Annotated in this window: 20 protein-coding genes, 1 tRNA gene and 1 other RNA gene; 9 read left to right on the top strand and 13 right to left on the bottom strand. The window is 68.1% G+C overall.

From position 1 onward, the window contains the following. Positions 1–50 precede the first annotated feature (50 nt). On the top strand, positions 51–2,297 hold the full coding sequence (locus C0J29_RS29040) for an acyltransferase family protein (protein ID WP_242460575.1): 2,247 nt from the start codon (positions 51–53) through the stop codon (positions 2,295–2,297). Here C0J29_RS29040 and C0J29_RS29035 read toward each other — a convergent pair. Next, positions 2,287–2,910 carry a cysteine hydrolase family protein gene (locus C0J29_RS29035; protein ID WP_120794330.1) on the bottom strand — a complete coding sequence of 208 codons (624 nt, stop codon included), beginning with the start codon at positions 2,908–2,910 and terminating at the stop codon, positions 2,287–2,289. The genes C0J29_RS29040 and C0J29_RS29035 overlap by 11 nt on opposite strands. Before the next feature lie 68 nt (positions 2,911–2,978). Between C0J29_RS29035 and C0J29_RS29030 the strand changes: the two genes are divergently transcribed. Both C0J29_RS29030 and C0J29_RS29025 read left to right on the top strand, forming a co-directional pair. Continuing rightward, a complete protein-coding gene (locus tag C0J29_RS29030; protein WP_277950729.1) occupies positions 2,979–6,134 on the top strand; it encodes an AAA family ATPase in 3,156 nt (1,051 codons plus the stop codon). Further along, positions 6,131–6,910, top strand: a complete 780-nt coding sequence (locus C0J29_RS29025) for an SMP-30/gluconolactonase/LRE family protein (RefSeq protein ID WP_242460574.1) — start codon at positions 6,131–6,133, stop codon at positions 6,908–6,910. The genes C0J29_RS29030 and C0J29_RS29025 overlap by 4 nt, the downstream gene beginning before the upstream one ends. Here the strand turns inward: C0J29_RS29025 and C0J29_RS29020 are convergent. Continuing rightward, positions 6,907–7,893, bottom strand: coding sequence for an SDR family NAD(P)-dependent oxidoreductase (locus C0J29_RS29020; RefSeq protein ID WP_065045743.1), 987 nt, complete (start codon positions 7,891–7,893; stop codon positions 6,907–6,909). The genes C0J29_RS29025 and C0J29_RS29020 overlap by 4 nt on opposite strands. A 130-nt stretch (positions 7,894–8,023) precedes the next feature. Between C0J29_RS29020 and C0J29_RS29015 the strand changes: the two genes are divergently transcribed. Together C0J29_RS29015 and C0J29_RS33035 are read left to right on the top strand one after the other, a co-directional pair. Then, on the top strand, positions 8,024–8,410 hold the full coding sequence (locus C0J29_RS29015; RefSeq protein WP_120794328.1) for a PPOX class F420-dependent oxidoreductase: 387 nt from the start codon (positions 8,024–8,026) through the stop codon (positions 8,408–8,410). An 18-nt stretch (positions 8,411–8,428) separates the two neighbouring features. After that, entirely contained in the window at positions 8,429–8,575 is a 147-nt protein-coding gene (locus tag C0J29_RS33035; protein ID WP_156298456.1) for a hypothetical protein, read from the top strand. Here C0J29_RS33035 and C0J29_RS29010 read toward each other — a convergent pair. The 6 genes from C0J29_RS29010 to C0J29_RS28985 form a co-directional block, all read right to left on the bottom strand. Beyond that, positions 8,570–9,229 carry a cutinase family protein gene (locus tag C0J29_RS29010; RefSeq protein ID WP_242460685.1) on the bottom strand — a complete coding sequence of 220 codons (660 nt, stop codon included), beginning with the start codon at positions 9,227–9,229 and terminating at the stop codon, positions 8,570–8,572. The two genes, C0J29_RS33035 and C0J29_RS29010, sit on opposite strands and share 6 nt — an antisense overlap. Before the next feature lie 168 nt (positions 9,230–9,397). After that, the gene (locus tag C0J29_RS29005; protein ID WP_120794326.1) at positions 9,398–9,571 is read right to left on the bottom strand and encodes a CsbD family protein; all 174 of its coding nucleotides are present in this window, start codon (positions 9,569–9,571) and stop codon (positions 9,398–9,400) included. Positions 9,572–9,654: 83 nt separating this feature from the next. Next, positions 9,655–9,843 (bottom strand): CsbD family protein, encoded by a 189-nt coding sequence (locus C0J29_RS29000; protein ID WP_065045798.1) that lies wholly within the window; start codon positions 9,841–9,843, stop codon positions 9,655–9,657. A gap of 35 nt (positions 9,844–9,878) precedes the next feature. After that, on the bottom strand, positions 9,879–10,937 hold the full coding sequence (locus tag C0J29_RS28995; protein ID WP_120794324.1) for an NAD(P)H-dependent amine dehydrogenase family protein: 1,059 nt from the start codon (positions 10,935–10,937) through the stop codon (positions 9,879–9,881). 32 nt (positions 10,938–10,969) lie between these two features. Then, complete coding sequence (locus C0J29_RS28990; protein WP_120794323.1) at positions 10,970–12,073, bottom strand: hypothetical protein; 1,104 nt, start codon at positions 12,071–12,073, stop codon at positions 10,970–10,972. Next, positions 12,070–13,398: a hypothetical protein gene (locus C0J29_RS28985; RefSeq protein ID WP_120795028.1), complete on the bottom strand. Its 1,329-nt coding sequence runs from the start codon at positions 13,396–13,398 to the stop codon at positions 12,070–12,072. Before C0J29_RS28985 ends, C0J29_RS28990 begins: the two co-directional genes overlap by 4 nt. 84 nt (positions 13,399–13,482) lie before the next feature. On the opposite strand from C0J29_RS28985, the gene C0J29_RS28980 reads away from it, so the two are divergent. After that, positions 13,483–13,857 (top strand): hypothetical protein, encoded by a 375-nt coding sequence (locus C0J29_RS28980; protein ID WP_242460573.1) that lies wholly within the window; start codon positions 13,483–13,485, stop codon positions 13,855–13,857. Between the two features lie 21 nt (positions 13,858–13,878). Here the strand turns inward: C0J29_RS28980 and C0J29_RS28975 are convergent, their stop codons facing one another. The 3 genes from C0J29_RS28975 to C0J29_RS28965 form a co-directional block, all read right to left on the bottom strand. Next, positions 13,879–15,237, bottom strand: a complete 1,359-nt coding sequence (locus C0J29_RS28975; RefSeq protein ID WP_120795027.1) for a CHAT domain-containing protein — start codon at positions 15,235–15,237, stop codon at positions 13,879–13,881. After that, a complete protein-coding gene (locus C0J29_RS28970; RefSeq protein WP_120794322.1) occupies positions 15,234–16,994 on the bottom strand; it encodes a hypothetical protein in 1,761 nt (586 codons plus the stop codon). Before C0J29_RS28970 ends, C0J29_RS28975 begins: the two co-directional genes overlap by 4 nt. 83 nt (positions 16,995–17,077) lie before the next feature. Then, entirely contained in the window at positions 17,078–17,581 is a 504-nt protein-coding gene (locus tag C0J29_RS28965; protein WP_172834833.1) for a lipoprotein LpqH, read from the bottom strand. Between the two features lie 76 nt (positions 17,582–17,657). Between C0J29_RS28965 and C0J29_RS28960 the strand changes: the two genes are divergently transcribed. Next, positions 17,658–18,026: a hypothetical protein gene (locus C0J29_RS28960; protein WP_065164747.1), complete on the top strand. Its 369-nt coding sequence runs from the start codon at positions 17,658–17,660 to the stop codon at positions 18,024–18,026. 22 nt (positions 18,027–18,048) lie between these two features. Here C0J29_RS28960 and lucA read toward each other — a convergent pair whose 3' ends face one another. Together lucA and C0J29_RS28950 are read right to left on the bottom strand one after the other, a co-directional pair. Beyond that, positions 18,049–18,945: a lipid uptake coordinator LucA gene (lucA, locus tag C0J29_RS28955; RefSeq protein ID WP_120794321.1), complete on the bottom strand. Its 897-nt coding sequence runs from the start codon at positions 18,943–18,945 to the stop codon at positions 18,049–18,051. 96 nt (positions 18,946–19,041) lie between these two features. Next, positions 19,042–19,127 (bottom strand) — tRNA-Ser (locus tag C0J29_RS28950). Positions 19,128–19,207: 80 nt separating this feature from the next. On the opposite strand from C0J29_RS28950, the gene ffs reads away from it, so the two are divergent. Both ffs and C0J29_RS28940 read left to right on the top strand, forming a co-directional pair. Beyond that, positions 19,208–19,302, top strand: an RNA gene (ffs, locus tag C0J29_RS28945) — signal recognition particle sRNA small type. A 40-nt stretch (positions 19,303–19,342) separates the two neighbouring features. Continuing rightward, positions 19,343–20,611, top strand: a complete 1,269-nt coding sequence (locus C0J29_RS28940; protein WP_120794320.1) for an aspartate aminotransferase type Ic — start codon at positions 19,343–19,345, stop codon at positions 20,609–20,611. Positions 20,612–20,634 lie beyond the last annotated feature (23 nt).

Below are 20,634 nucleotides of genomic sequence, written 5' to 3'. Positions count from 1 at the left end.
TGCCGCCGTTCAGGCTTGTATTCGCGTCCACTTATATACAGTTGGGGATCGTGCGTCAGTCCGAGAACGTGAGCTCCGCTCGTAGCGTGCTGCCGTCGCCGGACGCGCAGGCGAAGCACACACCGCAGGCCGGATTCCGCGACGACATCGAGGGCTTGCGCGGTTTCACCCTGCTGGCCATCGTCGGCTGGCACATCTCCATGCCCGGTGTCAGCGGCGGCTTCGTCGGCCCGGACATCTTCTTCGAGATCTCCGGTTTCGTCATCACCGGGCAGCTCTGGAAACAGGTGAGCACCACCGGCACCGTCGGGCTGAAAAAGTTCTACGGGGCACGGTCGCGACGCCTGCTACCGGTGTCGGCGACGATCGGCGTCATCACCGCGATCGCCGCGGCGTTCCTGCTGCCGGTGGTGCAGGCCCAGAGCGCACTGAAGGACGCCATCGCGTGCGCGCTGTACGTCCCCAACTTCTGGTTCATCGTCCAGCAGGTCGACTATTTCGCCGGCGGCGCGCCCTCGCCGTTCCAGCATTACTGGACCCTGGGCGTGGAGGAACAGTTCTACCTGCTGTGGCCGCCCATGATCGTGGGCCTGGCGTGGCTGATCAGGCGGCTGCGCCGGCGCAAGAACACCGACGAGGGGTCCGCACGGATCCCGTCGAAGAAGCCGTTTCTGGTGCTCGTCACCTTCATCGCGTTGTCGTCATTCCTGCTGTCGCTGGTGGTCACTTACGTGATGCCGCTCGCGGCCTACTTCTCGCTGTTCACCCGGGCCTGGCAGTTGGCGCTCGGCGCGCTGGTGGCGCTCACGGCCAACCAGTGGAGCCGGCTGCCGGCGCGAGCCGCGGTGACCATCGGCTGGATCGGCACGGCCATGGTCCTGGTGGCCTGTGTCTTCTTCACCCCGGACCTGCCCTACCCCGGGACCGCCGCCCTGTTGCCCGTCCTGGGCACCGCGCTGGTCCTCGGCGCCGGCTGCTCGACACCGTCGCAGGGTGCCGGGCGCATGCTGGGCTGGTCACCGATGCGGGCGATCGGTCGCCTGTCCTATTCGTGGTACCTGTGGCACTGGCCGGTGCTGGTGTTCGCCCCGATCGTGGTGGGCCACCCGCTGGGGCTGTTCGGCAAGTTCATCGCGGCGGTGGTCGTCTCCGGGGGGCTCGGATGGCTCACCCTGCGGTACATCGAGAACCCGCTGCGCTACGCCACGGTGCTGCACAAGTCGCCGATGAAGAGCCTGGCCGTCGGCGGCTTCGCCACCACGCTCGCGGCGCTGGTGGGCGTGGCGTTGCTGATGTACGTGTCGTCGATCCCGATGCCCGTTGCGGTCGCGCGCGGCGCGGTGGCCACCCCGCTGACCATCAAGCCGCCGCCGGTGCCCACCGGGGACGACGTCGCGGCCTATGACGCGGCGGTACAGAACGTGTTCGGACAGTTTCAGGCGGCCGTCGCGGCGTCCGCCGAGGTGAAGGACGTGCCGTCGAACCTGAGCCCGTCGCTGGGCGACGCGGCGGGTGAGGTCGGCCAGATGATGTTCGACGGTTGCCTGCGCCTGCCGATTCAAGCCGGGCAACCCGAGTGCGCGATGGGCGATAAAAACTCGAAGACGACGGTGGCCGTGGTCGGCGACTCGCATGCCTCGATGTGGATCCCGGCGCTGCGGGAAGTCGGCAAGCAGCGGCCCTGGCGAATCGAGGCGATGGCCAAGGCCGCTTGCCCGATGATGGATCTGCCCATCGCCAACCGCTGGGTTGCCCCGATCGTCGAGTACCTCCAGCACTGCGAGCAGTGGCGCGGCGAGATCATGTCCCGGTTGCGCGCCGAGCACCCGAAGCTGGTGGTAGTCAGCGTGTTCCGCGGGTACACCGCCGCCCACAGCAACGGATTCCTCTCGGGTTTCTCGTCGTACGACCGGGCCTGGGTCAACGGCCTCAAGAACCTGACGGAGCAGCTGCGCGGCATCGGCGCCAAGGTGATGGTGCTCGGGCCGCTGCCGCACTTGAACACGGCGGTGCCCGGGTGCCTGTCCGAGCACCTCACCGACGCGACGGCGTGCTCGCCGCCGATGTCGTTCGCGTTCGACCGGGACGGTATGGCCGCCGAGGCCGCCGCGGTGAAGGCCGGCGGCGGACAGTACGTCGACCTCACCGATCTGTTCTGCACCAAGCAGCACTGCCCCGTCATCATCGGCAACACCCTGGTCTACGTCGACGCGGGTCACCTGACGCTGGAATATTCCAGGCTGCTGGCACCGGCCCTGGCGGCGCTGTCCGACCGCGCGCTCGTCGCTAACGGGTGATCGAGGCGACCACGTCGTCGGTCGTCACGATCGCGTCGGCGTAGTTGGGAATGTTGACCTCCAGCGCCGCGCGCATCTCCACCTCCGAATAGTCCGCGGTCGCGTCTTTGACCATCGTCACCGCGTACCCCAGTTCGGCGGCGAAGCGGACAGTGGCCTCCACGCAGGTGTGCGCGATGAGCCCCATGACGATCAGCCGATTGATGCCGTGCCGTTTGAGCAGCAGATCCAGGTCGGTGTTGGCGAATCCACTGGAGCACCAATGTTCTTGTGCCACAACGTCACCTGGCAGCGGTTGGAAATCGGGGTGCAGCTCGCCGCCCCAGCTGCCGAATTCGAACGTGCGGCGTTGCCAGGCCGCCCGTTGCACGGGCGCGATGGCCCGCCAATTCTCGTAGTCACCGGCGCGGTACCGGCGATGCAGTGCGTAGAAGACGCGGATCTGTGCGCCGCGCGCCGCGTCCAGAACCTGTTTCATATGCGGCACGCAGTCGTTGGCTTCGATGACGTCCCGCAAGCGGTCCCATACTTTCCCGCCGGGGGAGATGAAATCGTTGTAGGGATCGATCACCAGCAATCCGGTGTGGTCCGGCCGGTAGGTCGCGTCGGTCATTTTCTGGCCCCCCGGTCGGTCATTTGCTGGTCCCCAGGACAGTTCGAATTGCACTAATCTGACAAGCCGTGGCGGCCTGTAGCAAGTGCGGCACTGAACCGCTGGCGAATGCACGGTTCTGCCACGGGTGCGGCGCCCCGGTCTCGTCGGCCGACACACAGGCGGAGTACAAGCAGGTGACCGTCCTGTTCGCCGACGTGGTGCATTCGATGGACATCGCGGCGGCCGTCGGTCCGGAACGATTGCGCGAGATCATGACCGAACTGGTCACCCGGGCCTCGGCGGTGGTGCAGCGCTTCGGCGGCACGGTGGACAAGTTCACCGGCGACGGCATCATGGCCCTGTTCGGCGCGCCTGCTGCCCTGGAGGACCATGCGCTGCGGGCGTGTCTGACCGCGCTCGGAATCCAGGATGCCACTCAGCGATTGGCGGCCGAACTCGACGGCGACGTCGCCCTGCGGTTGCGCATCGGCCTGAATTCCGGCGAGGTGATCGCCGGTGAAATCGGTTCCGGCGCATTGGGTTACACCGCCGTGGGCGAGGAGGTGGGAATCGCGCAGCGGATGGAGTCGGTGGCGCCGCCGGGCGGGGTGATGGTCAGCGAGTCCACGGCTCGACTGGTCGAGGGTGCGACGCTGCTGGGCGAGCCGCAGCGGGTCTACGTCAAGGGCACCGATGACGCCCTGACCGGTCGGCAGTTGCTCAGCGTCGCCGCGCCCGACGAACGCGCTGACGCCCCGGTGTCGACGTTGGTCGGGCGTGACTGGGAAGTCGCGGCCCTGGCGGCCATGCTCGATCGCTCGGCGGCCGGCCGCGGGTCGGTGGTCGGCATCAGCGGCCCGGCCGGCATCGGAAAGACCCGGCTGGTGCGCGAGACCGTCCGCCTGGCGCAGGCGCGAGGCCTGGAGGTGTTCGGCAGCTTCTGCGAATCGCACGCCACCGACGTCCCGTTCCGGGTGATGGAGCGTCTGCTGCGATCGGTCAGCCAGACGAACGGCCTGGCCGACGAGGCGGCGCGGCAGCGAGTTCAGGAGGGCATGCCCGACGCCGATCCGCAGGACCTGTGGTTACTGTGCGATCTGTTGGGTGTCGCAGACCCCGAGGTGAAGCTGCCCAAGATCGACCCGGATGCGCGGCGCCGCCGGCTGACAGCGTTGTTCAACGCATACCTGCTCGCGCGGACGCAGCCGGCGATCTTCCTCGTCGAGGATGTGCACTGGATCGACGAGGCCAGCGAATCGATGCTCGCGGATCTGCTGACGGTGGTGTCCCAGACTCCCTCGATCGTGCTGTTCACCTACCGCCCCGACTACCAGGGAGCCCTGCAGCTCGTCGCCGGTGCCCAGACCTTCGCGCTGACACCGCTGACCGATTCGGAGGCCTCGGTGCTGGTCTCCGAGTTGCTGGGCCGAGACCCCTCCGTCGCACCGATCGGTGACGTCATCGCCGCGCGCGCGGCGGGCAACCCGTTGTTCGCCGAGGAGATCACCCGCGAACTCGCCGAGCGGGGCGTGCTCGGCGGCGAGCGCGGCGACTACACCTGCCATGCCGACGTCGCCGACGTACGTGTGCCACCCACCCTGCAGGCGACCATTGCCGCCCGTATCGACCGGCTCAGCCCGGCGGCCAAACACACGCTCAGCGCCGCCGCGATCATCGGATCCCGGTTCGCTGCCGACCTGCTCGTCGGCCTCGGGGTCGAGCCCAGCATCGACGAACTGCTGGCCGCCGAACTGGTGCATCAGGTGCGGTTCACCGCCGACCCGGCCTACGCATTTCGGCATCCGCTGATTCGGACCGTGGCGTACGAGGCTCAGCTGAAATCCGACCGGGCCCGGTTGCACCGCCGACTGGCCGAGGCCATCGAGGCCCGAGAGCCGCACGCGGTCGATCAGCGTGCGGTGCTGATCGCCGAGCACCTCGAAGCGGCCGGCGACGGATTCGCCGCCTACGGCTGGCATATGCGGGCCGCTAACTGGGCGACCAATCGCGATATCGCCTCGGCACTGCTGAGTTGGGAGCGCGCGCAGAAGATCGCCGATGCCTTGCCTGCCGACACGCCACACCGGGCGGCATTGCGCATCGCGCCGCGCACCATGCTGTGCGGCGTCGCGTGGCGGGTGCACGCCGACGCAGGCGCCCGGTTCGAGGAATTGCGGCAGTTGTGCAGCGCGGCGGGGGACAAGGCGTCGCTGGCGATCGCCATGGCCGGGATGGTGATCGGCCTGGCGTATCAGGCGCGCATCCGCGAGGCGTCGCGGCTGGCATCCGAAGCGATGACGCTGATCGAGGCGGTCGACGATCCGACGTTGACCGTGGGGTTGTCGTTCGCGCCGATCTACGCCAAAGGCGAGAGCGCCGAGTGGCACCAGGTGTTGCAGTGGTCGGAACGGGTGATCGGCCTGGCCGACGGCGATCCGGCCCGGGGCAACTTCATCATCGGGTCGCCGCTGGCGATCGCCCACACGACCCGGGCGATCGCCTGTTACTGCCTGGGGCGGGCCGGCTGGCGAGACGACCTGCGTCAGGGTCTGGACATGGCCCGCCGGGCCGACCCGTTGTCTTACGCCAGAGCCGTTGCCTACGTTTACTTTCCGGCGATACCGGCCGGTGTGCTGAGGCCCGACGTCCGGGCGGTGCGCGAAATCGAGGGCGCGCTGCGCATCGCCGAACGGTCCGGCGACAATTTCGCGCTGGCCTTCGCCCGGATGACGCTGGGGGTGGCCCTGGTGCACCGCGAGACGGCCGCGGAGTACGAGCGCGGGGAATTGTTGCTCGACGAGGTCACCGAGCTGTTCCAACGCCAGGGACACAACCTGTCGGAGCTGCCGATCGTCAACGTGTACTCGGCGCGGGACCGGGCGCGCCGGGGAGACCGTGACCACGCGATCGTCGAATTGCGTTCGGTCGTCGAGCATCTGATACGCGAAGGGCAGTTGCTGACGTGGGGTATCCCCGCCACCGCGGTGCTGGTTGAGACGCTGCTGGAGCGAAGCGCCGACGGTGATGTCGCCGAAGCGGCAGCCGCGGTCAAGACCGTGGCCGAGGAACGCCGCGACGAGGAACTGCCGGTGCGCGACATCTGGCTGCTGCGGATGCGGGCGATGCTGGCCCGCAGCAATGGCCACACCGACGAATACGCGAACCTCGTTGACCGCTACCTGGAGATGGCGGTGGCGTTGGGCTTCGAGGCGCACATCGTGTGGGCGGAGTCGATGCCGTGACCGAAGTCCTATGGGAATCCGACGGACTGCTCGAAGCGCCACGGCCGCTGCCCGACGGTTCGGTGCTGTTCGCCAACACCACCGCCGGCGGCGTCTACCGGTGGTCGGACGGGAACGTGTCGACAGTGCTGGAAAAGCGTCGCGGCATCGGCGGCATCGCGGTGCATGCCGACGGCGGGTTTCTGGTCAGCGGGCGCGATCTCGCGTATGCCGGACCGGCGGGCCTTCGCACGGTGTGGGCGGCCGACGGCGCGACCGGGCTCAACGACCTGACCGTCGCTCCGGACGGGTCGGTGGTCGTCGGTGTGCTGCGTCATCAGCCCAGGCGGGGCGAGGCGGCCGGGCCCACCGAACTGGTGCAGGTCGCGCCCGACGGCGGGACCCGGGTTCTTGCGTCAGACCTGTTGTGGCCCAACGGCGTTGGATACGCACCGGACGGCACCCGGCTGTATGTGTGCGAGTATGCGGCCGCGCGGGTGCGCGTCATCGGCCCGCAGGGAGCGTCGGTCTTCGCCGAAGCGCCCCGCGGCGAGTGTGACGGGCTGGCGGTGGACGTCGAGGGCGGCGTATGGGTCGCGCTCGGAAGTGGTGGCGGCATAGCGCGTTTCGACTCCGGCGGGGCTCTCGTTGAACTCATCGAGGTGCCCGGCCGATTCGTGTCGTCGCTCGCCTTCGCGGGAACCGCGATCTACCTCACGACCATCGGTGCGCTGCTCCGGATGGATGTCGGCGTGCCGGGATCGGAGATCCCCGCTGCCGCAATGCAGATCGACTAATCGGCCGATTCGTGAAGCGCGGCAACGGTATCCGCGAGTGTTGTGCGGGCATCGCGGAAGTGGATGCCGAGTTCGCGCTCGGCGGGTGAGTCGTCGGACTCGGGCATCTGTGTGTAGTACTGCATGCCCGCCGCGGTGATCGGATTGTCAAAGGGGAGATAGGGTCCCACGAAATCGAAGATCGATCCGGCGGCCCGCAACGCGGTGTCAGGAACCGGAACCGGCACCATCGTGGTGCCGCTGACCTCGCCGAGCGTCTTCGCCAGATCGGCCACCGCGAGCCGGTGGCCGCCGGCCATGTAGCGGCGGGGTCCGCGTCCGGGTTCCAGCAGCGCGGCGTGCAGCGCGGCCACATCGCGGACGTCGACCACCATCCACGCGGCGCCGCGGCCGGGGATCGCGTGCATCTGCAACGCAGCCTTGACACCCTCGCCGGCCTCACCGAACTGGTCTCCGACCGGCGGGCCCAGCACCATCCCGGGGTAGGTGATGTTGACCGGTGCGCCGGCGTCCTGCAAGCCGCGGGCGTAAATCTCCACCTGCGCCTTGGATGTTCCGTACCCGTCCGTCCCGCCGACCACGGGCAGGTCTGCCGTCAGCGTTTCGAGGTTCGGGTGGAACAGGGCGGTGAAACTGGAGACGTGCACGACCGGGTCGAGTCCGAGTTGGACGGCCTGGCCCAGGACGTTGCGGGCGCCCTCCATGTTGGTGGCGAGCATCTGGGCAGTCTGGCGCGGATCCGTCGCGACCAGAGCGGCGCTGTGGACCACCGCGTCGCAGCCTTCCAGTGCCTGACGAACGGAGTCGCGGTCCGTGATGTCACCGACGGCGAAGTCCGATGTGTCGACACCCAGCGCGGCCACCGAGGTCTGCAGACGTTCCGGCTTTCGGACTAGGAAGCGGACGTCGTGTCCGGCGTCCGCGATGATCTTGGCGGTCCAGCCGCCGACGAAACCCGTGCCTCCGGTAACCAGAACGTGCATGGTGGCATTGTGCAACCGCCCACCGCCGGCCCGATCGCTGGGGGTGGGTGCGCGGTATCACAACCTTCGGCGGTTTCCGCGACGGCCCCGGCGGGTATTTGCAGGTTCAAATTTGAGCCAGGAGGAACACGTGGCCGTCGGATTCGCTGATGTCATCAAGTCGAAGTACTTGCTGCTGACCACCTTCACCAAGGACGGACGCCCCAAGCCGACCGCGATCTGGGGCGTGCCCGACGGCGATCGGCTGCTGATCATCACCGACGACGAGTCGTGGAAGGTCAAGCGAATTCGCAACACCCCCCGGGTGACGATCGCCAAGAGCGGCTCGCTGGGCAAGCCCAAGAGCGATGATGTGGAGGGCGTTGCCCGGATCCTGCCGAAGGCGGAGACGCGGCAGGTCTACAACGCGGTGCTGCGGCGGTACTGGTACCACGCCTGGTGGTTCCTGCCCCACTCGATCGTGCGCGGCGGGATCGACAAGGTCCATGTCGGACTTGAGGTCAAGCCCGCGGCCTGAGCCTGTCACCATGGTGTGATGACCACCGCAATCATCGTGGTGGCGCTGGTCCTGCTGGGTCTCGCCATCGTGATCAACGGGCTACTTCGGCTGCGCGACTGGCTGAGGACGTCGCCGCCGCTGCCGACCCCGGAGACCGACGACGAGGACCGGGACGAGCTATAGCCTGCCCGCCGCGAAATCGGCTGCCTGGCCGGTCATCCCGTTCACCGGATACGTGGTGTGCGCGAAGGTGGGGGTAGTGCCGCCGCCGTTGCAGATGGTGTCGCCGTCGGCGCACAGCTCGATCGTCTTGGGTTGATACAGCGGGCCGATGGCGATCTGTGGCGCGTTGTACTGGCTCAGGAATTGCGGTGACGGCGTTCCGAACAGCGCAACGGCCGCCACGTGATTCGCGATCTCCGGCGCCAGCGGCTGGGGAACCGCCGCGGCGGGCACGCCTGGGGGCACGGCCGCCGACGTGACGTAGCCGGCCACCGCCGCGCCCTGCGAGTAGCCACCCAGTACCTCTTTGGTGTTGGGGCAGCTCGACGCCATCGACTGGATGTGCGAGCCGGCGTCGCGAATCCCGTCGATGACGGTCAACGGAAAGTCGCTGCTGCCGAAGTCGGTGCTGGCCGGGTAGTTGACGGCATATACACCAAGGGATTTCGCGCCGATGTCCGGACGCAGCGAGTCGACGAACGATTGTCCGACCCCGCCCACGCCCGGGGGTTCACCGCTGCCGCGGGCGAACACCACCTCGACATCGGGACACGGCGCGGCGGCAGCGGTCGGTACCGGCCCACCGAGCAACAGGGAACCGTTGATCGCCACCATCGAGCCGGCAGCGGCCAGCAGGCGTTTCAAACCCATCATCGATAGTGGATAGCCAGAAATCTATTTCTCAACCAAACCCAAAGCTGCCCCACGCGGATTCGGCCGAACCGCGCGGGGCAGCTTCGCTATCTAGCTGCGTTGTCGCACAATGCCTTTCGGCACGCGACATCACTTCTTGAAGGCGTCCTTCACCTTTTCGCCGGCATCCTTCAGGCTGGACTTGGACTGGTCGAACTTGCCCTCGTTCTCGGTGCTGCGGTCGCCCGTGGCCTTGCCGACACCTTCTTTGGCCTTGCCACCCAGGTCCTCGATCTTGTTCTTGATCTTGTCTGTGGCGCTCATATGTTTGGCTCCTTGTTCGCTCGGATGGTTCGCTTTCTGGCTGACTGCAGGGATGTACCCGAAAGCGACGGGTTCTGAAACCCTCAGTAGCGCGCCCGGCGACGCCGAAACGCGTTTCTGACATCCAGACCGGTGTCCTTGACGTTCGCCTTGGCCTGGTCCAGCTTGCCCTCGTACTGGGTGCGCCGATTACCGGAGAGCCGGCCGAGGGCCTCTTTGGCCCGGCCGCCCCAGTATTGGGCGGTGTTGCTCAATCGGTTGTTGGTAGCCATGGGGATTGGATACCCGCTGACCGGCCGCTTCATGCTCATCCGGTCGGCACGTTGCCGCGCGGGAGTGTCAGCGGAAGATCTGCGTACGTGACGATGCCGGGGGCCGCCGCGACCACGGCCGGGATCGCGTTGATCGCGGGCATCGCCGTCATGATGTGACCGAGTGCCATGAACTCGGCCAGCGTGGTGGCCTGAAAGTACGGGGGCGGCAGGAAGCCGACCTTGGTGGTCACCGTGGGCTGTCCGTCGATCTGGATCACCCACCCGTCCTGGTCGACCTTCCAGTCGGGTTCCAGCGTCTGCCCCTTGCGCCACCGCACGTTGAGGTCGATGACCGTTCGGCCGGAGACGATGCCCTGCCAGCTGATGTAGACGCCCGCCACGCATCCCGCCGGAATGGTCCAGGACTCCATCTCGAGATCGGCTGTGGTCTGGGCGAATTCGGGAACGCACCGGATCTCGTCGAGTTCGACGCCGAGCGCGTCGGCGACCAGCCGGACCGCTTCGCCGAAAATCGCGGTGCCTTTCTCGGCCATTTGTGCCAACTCGGGGTTGTCGATCGGCTGTCCGAAGCCAACGGGGCGCTCGGTGTCGGGCGAGTCGTAGAACGTGGTGTCGGCGGCCTCGTTGACAGTGACCTTGTCGACGCGGTTGCACACCATCGCCGACACGATGGCCAGCAACTCGGCGAATCCCGGGCTGACGCCGGAGCCGAACATGGTCGAGCCGCCTTGCCGGCAGGCCTGCTCGACGCGGTCGCGGCCGTCGCCTAGGTTGTGGCCGGTGATGAACGACGCCGTCGTCACCACGTTGACGCCCGCGGACAGGATCCGGACCAGTTCGTCGACGTCGATCCACATCGGGTTGTAGACCACGCAGTCCGGCTTGAGGGCCAGCAGCGCGTCGACGTCGTTGGTGGCCATCACCCCGGTGGGGTCGATCCCGACCAACTCACCGGCATCACGACCGGCCTTCTCCGGCGACCACGCATAACACCCCACCAGTTCGAACTGGGAGTTGGCGACGATCGACTGCAACGAGCTCTTACCGACGTTTCCTGTCGTCCACTGCACGACGCGATATTTGTTGGGCACTCGCTCAGCATAGGGAAGGGAGGCCCGGCGAGTTAGTAGGAAGACTCACTCGCCAGGATCTCGGCCAGGTAGGCATCGGCCGGGGGTTGCTCCAGCCGTGCCCGCACCCAGGCGCGGATCCGGTCCCGGGCCTCCCGCGGTTCGCTCAGCTCCCGCATCGGGGCCCCGACGACCACCGAGGTCGCCGGCCAATCGTGATTCCAGGCAGCCGATTCGGTCAACTCGCCGCGCTGTCCATCGACCAGCGGGACGGTGGCGCGGCCGCCGGCATCCAGCGCACCGGCGCCGCTGACGTCTCCGGAGCGCACCCGCACCGGGACATCGGTGGCCGGTTCGGGACCGATGACAGCGGCACGCACGACGGCGACGACGGCCGGACCGGCCGCCTCGACGCTCCAGTCGACGGTGTCCTCGGCGGCGTCGAAGATTCCCGGCGGCACCGCGCCCCAGTTGATGGATGCGACGCCCCGCCCGATCGCCGTGCCCTGGCGGGTCACCGGCTGCGAACCCGCGGCTAGCGCATAGTCGTCGCGGTACCCGGTCGGCATGCTCGGTGCGGTGGCCGAATCCTCCACTGCGACCGACAGTTCCGCCCAATCCTCGCCGTCCAGACCGACCTCGTCGGCCAGCTCGGCACTGGCCCGCACCAGCTCGCGGACTCGCGAATTGTCGGAGTGAGCGTGGCCTGCCAGGGCCGCGGCGTGCGGGGCGAGCAGTTGTGGCACATCCGAATCGAGGGTGTCGTCGGTGAAGAAGCCCTGGGCGCCGACCGTCCGCAGCGCCACCTCGGCGTCGAGCAGGGCCCGGTCGAGGGCGGGGATCCCGTCGCGCTGGCTGGCCGGCCACCAGCGCCGCAGCCAATGCCCCAGGGCCAGGCGGTGCAGCGGCGCCAGCGCGCCGGGGGCGATGTCGAGGCCGCCGGTTTCCTGAAATTCGCCGGCGGCCGACAGCAGGGCGACGTGGCCCGCCTCACCCACCACCTGCCACAGCCAGTCGGCTCGGGCGGGGTCGGTGAAGTGGATCTCCGCGGCGTCAGCGCCGCCCGGGTCATCGACGATCCAGGTCAGCACCGCGCCGCTGACTTCCAGCACCGCAACCAGGGGTAGCGGCTGCTCGACGGCTCCGATGGCTCTCATCCGGCCACCTGCAATTCCAGCATGGACTTGATGCGTTGCCGGTGGTCGAGGCTGACGGAGCGGGCCACGCCCTCCAGCAGGGACCGCACGTCGTCGACGTCCTCGCAGGGCTCCTGCCACACATCGCGTCCGTGCAGTCGCGCCCACAGCCGGCTCAGATACGGCTGCCGGTATCGGGCCAGGTCGTCCACCACCTGCTGCTGCCGCGGATGGATGGGCCCGCCTTCGGCCAGATAGCGCCGCGCGTGCAACACGTAGGCCTCCTTGCGTAGCCGGGCCTGGATCTGCGCGGCCAGCGCGTAACGACTGGCGACCGACCGGTCCAGCGGCGCGAGCTCGCCCGCGACCTCGATGCCGGTGACCAGCGTGGCCTGCTTGTCCTCGGCCAGCAGCCCCCACGGCGCGCAGGCCCGGTCGACCTCCTCCTCGCACAACAACGGCACGTCCGGCAACGCGTCACGGTCCAGGGCGCGCCGCAGCGTCGAACGCACCCGGTCCACCACGGTGCGATCCAGCGGACGGTCACTGTCGGACCCGCCGGCCACCGGTGGCTGTCGTTGCGGCGCAACGGAAGTCAAACCGAGCTCGACGATCGACCACGGCAGTTCAGCCCCGTCGACCCGGATCAGGGCCCCCAGGTTGTAGGGCGTGGCGTCAGCGATCACCGATGACCACACCCGCTGGCGCGCCGTGGCCGCGGTGTGGCTGCGGGCGGGTCCGAGCACCGTGGTCAGCGCCGCCAGCAACGGTCCCAGCACCACCGTGTCGGCGCGGACGTCGCGCCAACTGGCCTCGAGTTGCGCGGCCAGGGCGGCGACGACGGCCGGATCGGCGACGTAGTCGTTGAGCACCTCGATGGCGGTGCGGTCCCGGCCCTGGTGTACCTCGTGCAGGACCGCGGCGGCCGCCTCGGGATCTTGCGGCGTGGGTGCGCCTTTGGTCACCGCCAGCTCGAAGCACACCGGGAAGTACAGCTCCTGGGCGTTGCCGCTGCGAATCCGCAACCTGCGGCGCTCCAGTTTGAGTACCTCGAACCAGGCTGCGGTGAAGCGCAATTGAGCACTGTTGCCGACGATCAGGTCGTGCATCTCGGCGGCGGTGTCGCTAGCGACCACGGGTGCGGAGTACTGCGGGTTGGCCCGCAGGCGCAGGACCAGGGGATCGATGATGCGTTTGACGGTTCGGGTCAGGGGACCGCCGTCATCGCTGCTGAGCACCTCGACACCGGGACCGATTGCGCGCCAGGCCTGATCGATCACCGCGCGGCGGGGTTGACCTGCCGCGCGATCATCGGCAGCAGGCTGGGCCTGCGGATCGGCGCTCATGACCACACAATAGGGGCACCGGCAGAATTTGCGGTACTCGAAAAGTTGGGTTCGGTAGCCCTCGGACGGCTCGAAGCTGTTCTCATGAACAACAACCAGATGTGGTTAGCAGTTGCGGGTGTTGTCGTCGCCGCGATCGCCGCGGTATGCGCCGGCCGGATCGCCCGCGGTCTGCGGCGCGGCTCAGACGGGCTCGCCGTCGGGGTGGGTACCGTGCGCACGGTCGTCGTTGACCAGCCGGAAACCGTTGGCGGAGAGCGCCAGATCTGGATCGAGGTCTCGAGTGTGCACGGCGACAGCTTCGTCGGCCGGTTGGTGGACCACGAATCCGAAGCGGACCTGTCCACCTTGCGGCCCGGACTCGTCATGCTGGTCGCGTTCGATCCCGCTGCCCGCGAGGAGCTTTCGCTGCCCGATGATGTGCTGGCCGTGCGAGCCTCGGGTCTTGCGCTGGTCTGACCTCATCGTGCGCCGTCGGCGTCATCGGGCACCGTCGACGGCGAAAGTGACCAGCGCGCCCCAGTACAACGGGCTGGCGGTGATATCCCCGTCCCGCCAGCGGCGCATTTGCGCACGCTGCCAACGATTTACGGCGCAGCCGGCTTCGGTATCCTGGTGGGCGGCATCGACGGCGGTGACGACGTCGGCCATCGGATCGGGATCGCCTGCGGGCGTGCCGAATTGCCGGTATGCCGCGGTAGTGGGCAGCGACCAGAGGGTGGCGGTCACCAGCTGAGCCCCGCCCAGGATCATCGCCGCGACCAGCCCGGTCGCCTCGTCGAACTGGTAGTCGCCACCGGATGCGCACGCCAGTAGCGCCACCCGTGGCGGCATCGGCAGCCGTAGCGACATCAGATCCGAGGCGGTCAGGGGGCGGTGATTACCGATGGCCGCCGCGTCGCCGGGTGCGGCCGCGGTACACGCCAGGTGCAGCGCGGCCCGGTCGGCCCGGCCCGACTCGCCGTCCGCGGAGCTGGCATGCCCGACGTAGACCAGGCGGCTGGGATCGTGGACCAGCAAGTCCGCCAGCCACCTGCGGTCAGCGTCCTGGCGTCGGAAGAGCTCGACCGAACTGCCGACGCCGGGTAGCACCGCGCGCCGCTGCATCAACTCGGCGAAGTACCGCGCCAACCGGGTGTGCTCCGAGGGCCTGCCGAGCACTGAGCCCAGCGCCGAGTCGGGCCGCTGCCCCGGCACTCGGGGATCCAGGACCAGTACCGGAGGGCCGTCCCGCCTGGCCTCCCACCGCGTGGCCGTGCGTGGCGCATGAACGATGTTCTGCGGCACCGCGAACAGCACGTCGGCCAGCTCCATCAACCGGTGGCCGTCGGTGTGTTCCCGGAGATCGGCCAGTTGCCAGGGGATTTGGGCGGCGACCCGGCCGCTGGCGGTGATCGCGTCCTGGCGGGCCCGCACCAGCTCCTCTTTGCTGGGGCCAGATTTCGGTAGCGCGAGCAGGCCCCACGGCACTCGGGCCAGCCGGGCGCTGGGGGAGACGAACAGCGTCGGTCGCGACGACGCGGCGCACTCCGCCAGGAGTTGCCAGCCGGCGGCACCGATGAGGAGCACGCCGAGGATGTAGGCGGCCGTCAACTCCGTCTCCGGTGTGGCGAACGCTCCCCGGGACAGGGCCCTCTCGATGGCGTCCCGGCGGCTCTCGTCGCCGTGGGGTTCGGGCAGCGCGCCGGCCAGTTCCTCCAAGGCCGCCAGCAGAATCGGATCCTCCACCACCCAGTTGACGGTTCGGGACGGATCGCCGACCACCCACAGGCTCGCGTAGGTGACGATCCCGACGTCGGCGTAGCGCAGCACCAGGGTCTGGCGGTCCGGATCGCTCACGGCCAGGTCGTCCACGCCGGCTCGGGCGCGGTGACCGCACGGCCATACCGCTGCAGGGCCAACTCGCGATAGTGGCTCATGATGGCCTTCGTCCCGGGTTGCATCTGCAGCGGGGGCAACGGTCCCAGCCGGGTCAGTGAATTTCGCTCCGCCTCAGACGGACCCGACTTCGACGTACCGCCGGCCGCGAGGGCCGGTGCGAGTTCGTCGCCGGCTTCGATGAACGCGGACGCGGCTGCGGTCGATTCCCACTCGCCGACCCGGCGCTCCTGGTGTTCGGTGTTGAAAGTGCCACGCGCACTGTGATATTCGACCAACTCGCTGACCAGCTGGGTGTTCTCCCACTCCCAGGCGACCGCGAAGGCGCTGGCCAGGACGGGGGCCGAAACACGTGCCGCCCAGCGCGACCGCGCATCGGCGTCGGCGATCGAGTAACGCACCGAGTCGACGGCCAGCGCCGCGGGCACCTTGAGTTCGGCGGCCTGTTCCAGCTTGGTCATGGCGCGCCAGTACTCGGGTGTGCCCACCTCGCCGTGCAGTATTCCGAGCGACTCGGCCTGGCGTGCCTCGGTCTCCTGCAACGACTCATCAGGATCGCCCGAACCGTCAAATCCCATGTCCGACAGCGCATCAGCTCGCCATACCGTTCCGAGGTGGTTGTCGAGCAGGGCGTACTGCAGCCAGCTGCTGCGCGGGGAGGAGTCGAGCAACTCGCGCGCCTGGGCGATCAGCTCGACGGCCTCGGCGAAACGACCCCAGAAGATGGCAATCCAGCTGCGCTGCAGAAGAATTCGATGCAGGTACAGGGGCTTGCCCAGCTCGCGCCAGTGCTGCTCGGCCTGTTCCCAGCACCGGTCGGCTTCTTCCAGTGCGCCGCTGCCGAGTCGGGTGAGGCCCATATACAGCCAGCAACGCGAAACGTCGTGGGCCCGCGCGTAGCGGCTGATCACCTCGTAGGCCTCCGAGGCCAGTTGGTCGGTCATGACGTGGTCACCGACCGACCAGCAGGCCGCGGCTCGCTCCAACTTCGTTCGGGCGGTGGCCAGTTCCCATCCTCTGGCCTCAGCCCGCGCTCCCGCCCGACGCAGCCAGGGCTCGGCCTCGGACAGGCGTCCAGTCTCGATGCAGAATCGTCCGTACTCGGTGGCCGCCAAAATCCAGATTTGCTCGGCATATTCGCTGTCGGTGCCGCTGCGGTCCAATGCGCCCAGCACCTGTTCCCACAGTGGAACGGACTGCAGGTGCAGGTCGTCGTCACACAACGCCGTCGCGCACAGCACCCTGGCATGCGTGAGCAGGTTCTCGTGTTCTCCGGCCAGGTCGGGCAGATCGGGACCGGGTTCGGCCAGCACGTTCAGGGCGGCCCGGGCCTGCTCATGCCGGCCCTCGGCCGCGGCCAGACCGACCTCGAGGAACTGCGCCCGCCGCGAGTACCGGCAGACCATCTGGCCGATCTCGGTGTGCGACATGTGCACCTGCCCGGCCGCATCCGGCCGCGTGCCGGCGAGAATTCCCCGGTAGATCGCCAGCGGGTCATTGATGCGCCGAATGCATTCGCGCACGCCATCATTCGCTCCCCGGACGAGATAGATCGCACCGAGCTGAGCGAAGACTTCGAGCAACAGGTCATCGCGGTCCACCTGCTCGATCCGGGGCATCAGCGACAGCAGCAGGTCCCGCGCCGCGGTCTCGTCGGCCGCGAACGCCAAGTGCTGCGCCTGTTCCAGGGCACGCTGCAGGTCGCCGGAGGTCGACACGGCTGCATCATAAGTCCGAAACGGCCGTCCAGTCCGGAACGGCGGGCATGCTGTGCATGCCCGCCGGCCCGAACCGCCCCTGATCAGCCGCACGAGACCTTGATGTTGAAGTCCTTGGTGATCATTCCGGCCATCGGGTTCTTCAGGTCGGCGCCCTGCGCCTGACCGCTGATGGTGTAGGTCTTGCCGTCCACCGACACCTTCGCCGAACCCACCTTGGAGCCCATGTTGTCGGCGACCGACAGGGCGTTGCCGTCGACGACCATGGCCAGCGACTCAACGGTGGGCGGGTTGCCGTCGGCCATCACCACCGCCAGCGCCTGCTGGCCGCCGGTGGAACCACTGCCGATGTTGATCTTGCCGCCCTGCTTGACGCAGGTGACCGAGGAGGGGTTCAGACCGGGCAGGTCCGAGCCGCCGACCTTGACCTCGGTTCCCGCGCCGCCGTTGGTGGCAACGCTCGCCGGGCCGTTCGATGCCGGGCTGGCACTGTGGCCGCCGCTGGAACACCCGACCAGCGCCGACGCGCAGCCAAGGGTTCCGATCGCCACCGCGATAACACGCTTCACTGGAGTTCCTTCCGTCATGCGCCGCCCCGATGGCGTCGTCATGCCAGAAGTACAGATCCCCGCTGCCGCTACCGATCCCAATTATCGTTGCGGCATGGCAAGCGTGAAGTGGCTGGAAAAGCCGGAGAGCCACGACTTCCCGGCCGCCGCCGACTATCTGGCACTGCTGGCGGACGTGCACACCGTCAACGAGCTGACCGAGCGACTCCGGGCCGGCGGCGTCGTGCACAAGAAGGCCAAGGACATACTGCGGGCGGCGCGGTTGAGGTTGCTCGACGCGGACAATCCGCACGTGGCCGCGGACCTGGCGAAGATCAAGAAGGGGCAACCGCTCTCGCCCATCCTGCTGATCCGCGGGAACTATGCGACCGGTGTCCCGTTGCAGATCGCGGACGGCTACCACCGGGTGTGCGCGACTTACCACACCGACGAGAACACCGATATTCCGGTCGTTCTGGTCTAGCGGCCGCGGCGCCGCTGAGGAGCTACTCCTCGACCGCGACGCCGCCCCTGGTGCGACGGCGGCGGTGCGAGGTCTTGCCGGTGGGGCGGCGGTTGCGCAGCCGCGCGGAAGACTCAGCGGTCTCGGACGCAGTCTCGGAGGCCTTCTCGGAAACTGGCGTCTCGACGGTCTCGTCGGATGTCTTTTCCTTGCTCAGGGCCGGTGCGGGCGCCTCGACGGTTTCGGCGGTGGCCTCGTCCTCGGTCTCGGCGGTGACCGTCTCGGCGTCCTCGGTCTCTTCGGGGGCGTCTTCCGATGCCTCGTCTGATTCCGTGTCCTCTGCGGTTTCGGCGGCCTCGTCCGTGTCCTCGGCGGCCTCGTCCGTGTCCTCGGAGTCCTCGTCCTCGCCTGTGTCCTCGTCGTCCTCAGCGGCGACCGCGCCGGCCTTTCCGCGCTTCTTGCCGCGAGCCCGGCGTTCCTTGACCTTCTTGGGCTTGATCGGTTTCGGCGGCGGCGGCGGCAGCTCAGCGACGAACGACAGGTAGAACGCGAAGAATCCGAGCACGCCGATCGCGGCGGCGGCCCCGTAGATCGCGAACAACCATTGCCCGGCAGTGTCCAGGCTGAACCAGTGTTCGCTGATCGCGGTGCCGATGATCAGCACCCCGGCCAGCACATGCGCGACGATCGAGCAGGTTCTGATGGTCAGCGCCAGCTGGGGTACGGCCAATTCCGGCTTGCGGGTGCGCAGCAGCGTGAACACCACCGGCAGGGCGGCCAGGCCCAGCAGGGCGCCGGTCACGATGCGCAGCGTCATCCCCGCGCCGCTGCTGATGTCGCCCATCAACTCGGGCCACCGCGGCAGGACGAAATAGAAGTAGAGGACGCCGGCGCCGATCGTGAACGATGCGTGCCACAGGATGGCGACCTTGCGCCCCATATAACTCCCTCAAGCTGGTGAACCCAAGCCGCCGAGAATGACCGGGCCCGACAGCCGGTTCCGGTATCGGTCCTGGTCAAACGGCAGACCGTGCAGCGGAGGATGCGGGATTTGAACCCGCGAGGGCTGTTAACCCAACCCGCGTTCCAGGCGAGCGCCATAGGCCACTAGGCGAATCCTCCGTGGTCATGGTAGCTGCTGATGCGGGCCGGGTGTTCCCGCGGCCGTCGCCACGCCGGGAAAGCCAGGTACTACACTCGCCGGTGGACCCCGCGCGGCGTCTATCCTGTGAACTCCCCCAGGGCCGGAAGGCAGCAAGGGTCAATGGGCTCTGTCGGGTGCGCGGGGTCCCCTTATGCCCACACTCGATATGCGTTTTCGATGGGAAGGGTCCCTGGTGTCGTTCGACTCCCTCAGCCCTGCGGAGCTCTCGGTTCTGCACGCACGCCACCAGCAGGAATACGCGGACCTGCAAGCCAAGAAGCTGTCCTTGGACCTCACCCGCGGAAAGCCGTCGCCCGAGCAGCTCGACCTGTCCAACCGGTTGCTGTCGATGCCCGGGGACGACTTCCGCGACGCGGAAGGAACCGACACCCGCAACTACGGCGGGCTGCACGGGCTGCCGGGACTGCGCGAGATCTTCGCCGAACTGCTCGGCCTGCCCGTGCAGAACCTGATCGCGGGCAACAACGCGAGCCTCGAATTCATGCACGACGCCGTCGTCTTCTCCATGCTGCACGGCGGCGTCGATTCGCCGCGGCCCTGGAAGGACGAGCCGGCGGTCAAGTTCCTCTGCCCGGTTCCCGGTTACGACCGGCATTTCTCCATCACCGAGACGATGGGCATCGAGATGATCCCGGTCCCGATGGTCGAGGACGGCCCCGACGTCGACCTGATCGAAGAACTGGTCGCGGCCGACCCCGCGATCAAGGGGATGTGGACCGTACCGGTTTTCGGCAACCCCACCGGCATCACCTACTCGTGGGAGACCGTGCGACGGCTGGTGCAGATGCGGACCGCGGCGCCCGACTTCCGGCTGTTCTGGGACAACGCCTACGCGGTGCACACGCTGACGCACGACTTCGTCCGCCAGGTGGACGTGCTGGGCCTCGCCACCAAGGCCGGCAACCCCAACCGGCCCTACATCTTCGCCTCCACCTCGAAGATCACCTTCGCCGGTGCCGGGGTGGCCTTCTTCGGCGGCTCGCTCGGCAACATCGCGTGGTATCTGCAGTACGCCGCGAAGCGGTCGATCGGCCCGGACAAGGTGAACCAGCTGCGGCACCTGCGCTTCTTCGGCGACGCCGACGGGGTGCGGCTGCACATGCAGCGTCACCAGGAGATCCTGGCGCCGAAGTTCGCCCTGGTGGCCGAGATCCTGTCGCAACGGCTGGGCGATTCGAAGATCGCCTCGTGGACCGATCCCAAGGGCGGCTACTTCGTCAGCCTCGACGTCCTGCCCGGCACGGCCCGCCGGACCGTCGCCCTGGCCAAGGACGCGGGCATCGCGGTCACCGAGGCGGGCGCGTCGTTCCCGTACCGCAAGGACCCGGACGACAAGAACATCCGCATCGCCCCGTCCTTCCCGTCGCTGCCGGACCTGCGGGATGCGGTCGACGGGCTGTCGACGTGTGCGTTGCTGGCCGCGACGGAGTCGCTGCTTTAGCAGTTGACTCTGCGCTCATGGCG

Source organism: Mycobacterium paragordonae, from assembly GCF_003614435.1.
Lineage (GTDB): Bacteria > Actinomycetota > Actinomycetes > Mycobacteriales > Mycobacteriaceae > Mycobacterium > Mycobacterium paragordonae.
The sequence above is the reverse complement of the archived record's forward strand: the minus strand, read 5'-3'. Positions and strand labels throughout refer to the sequence as shown.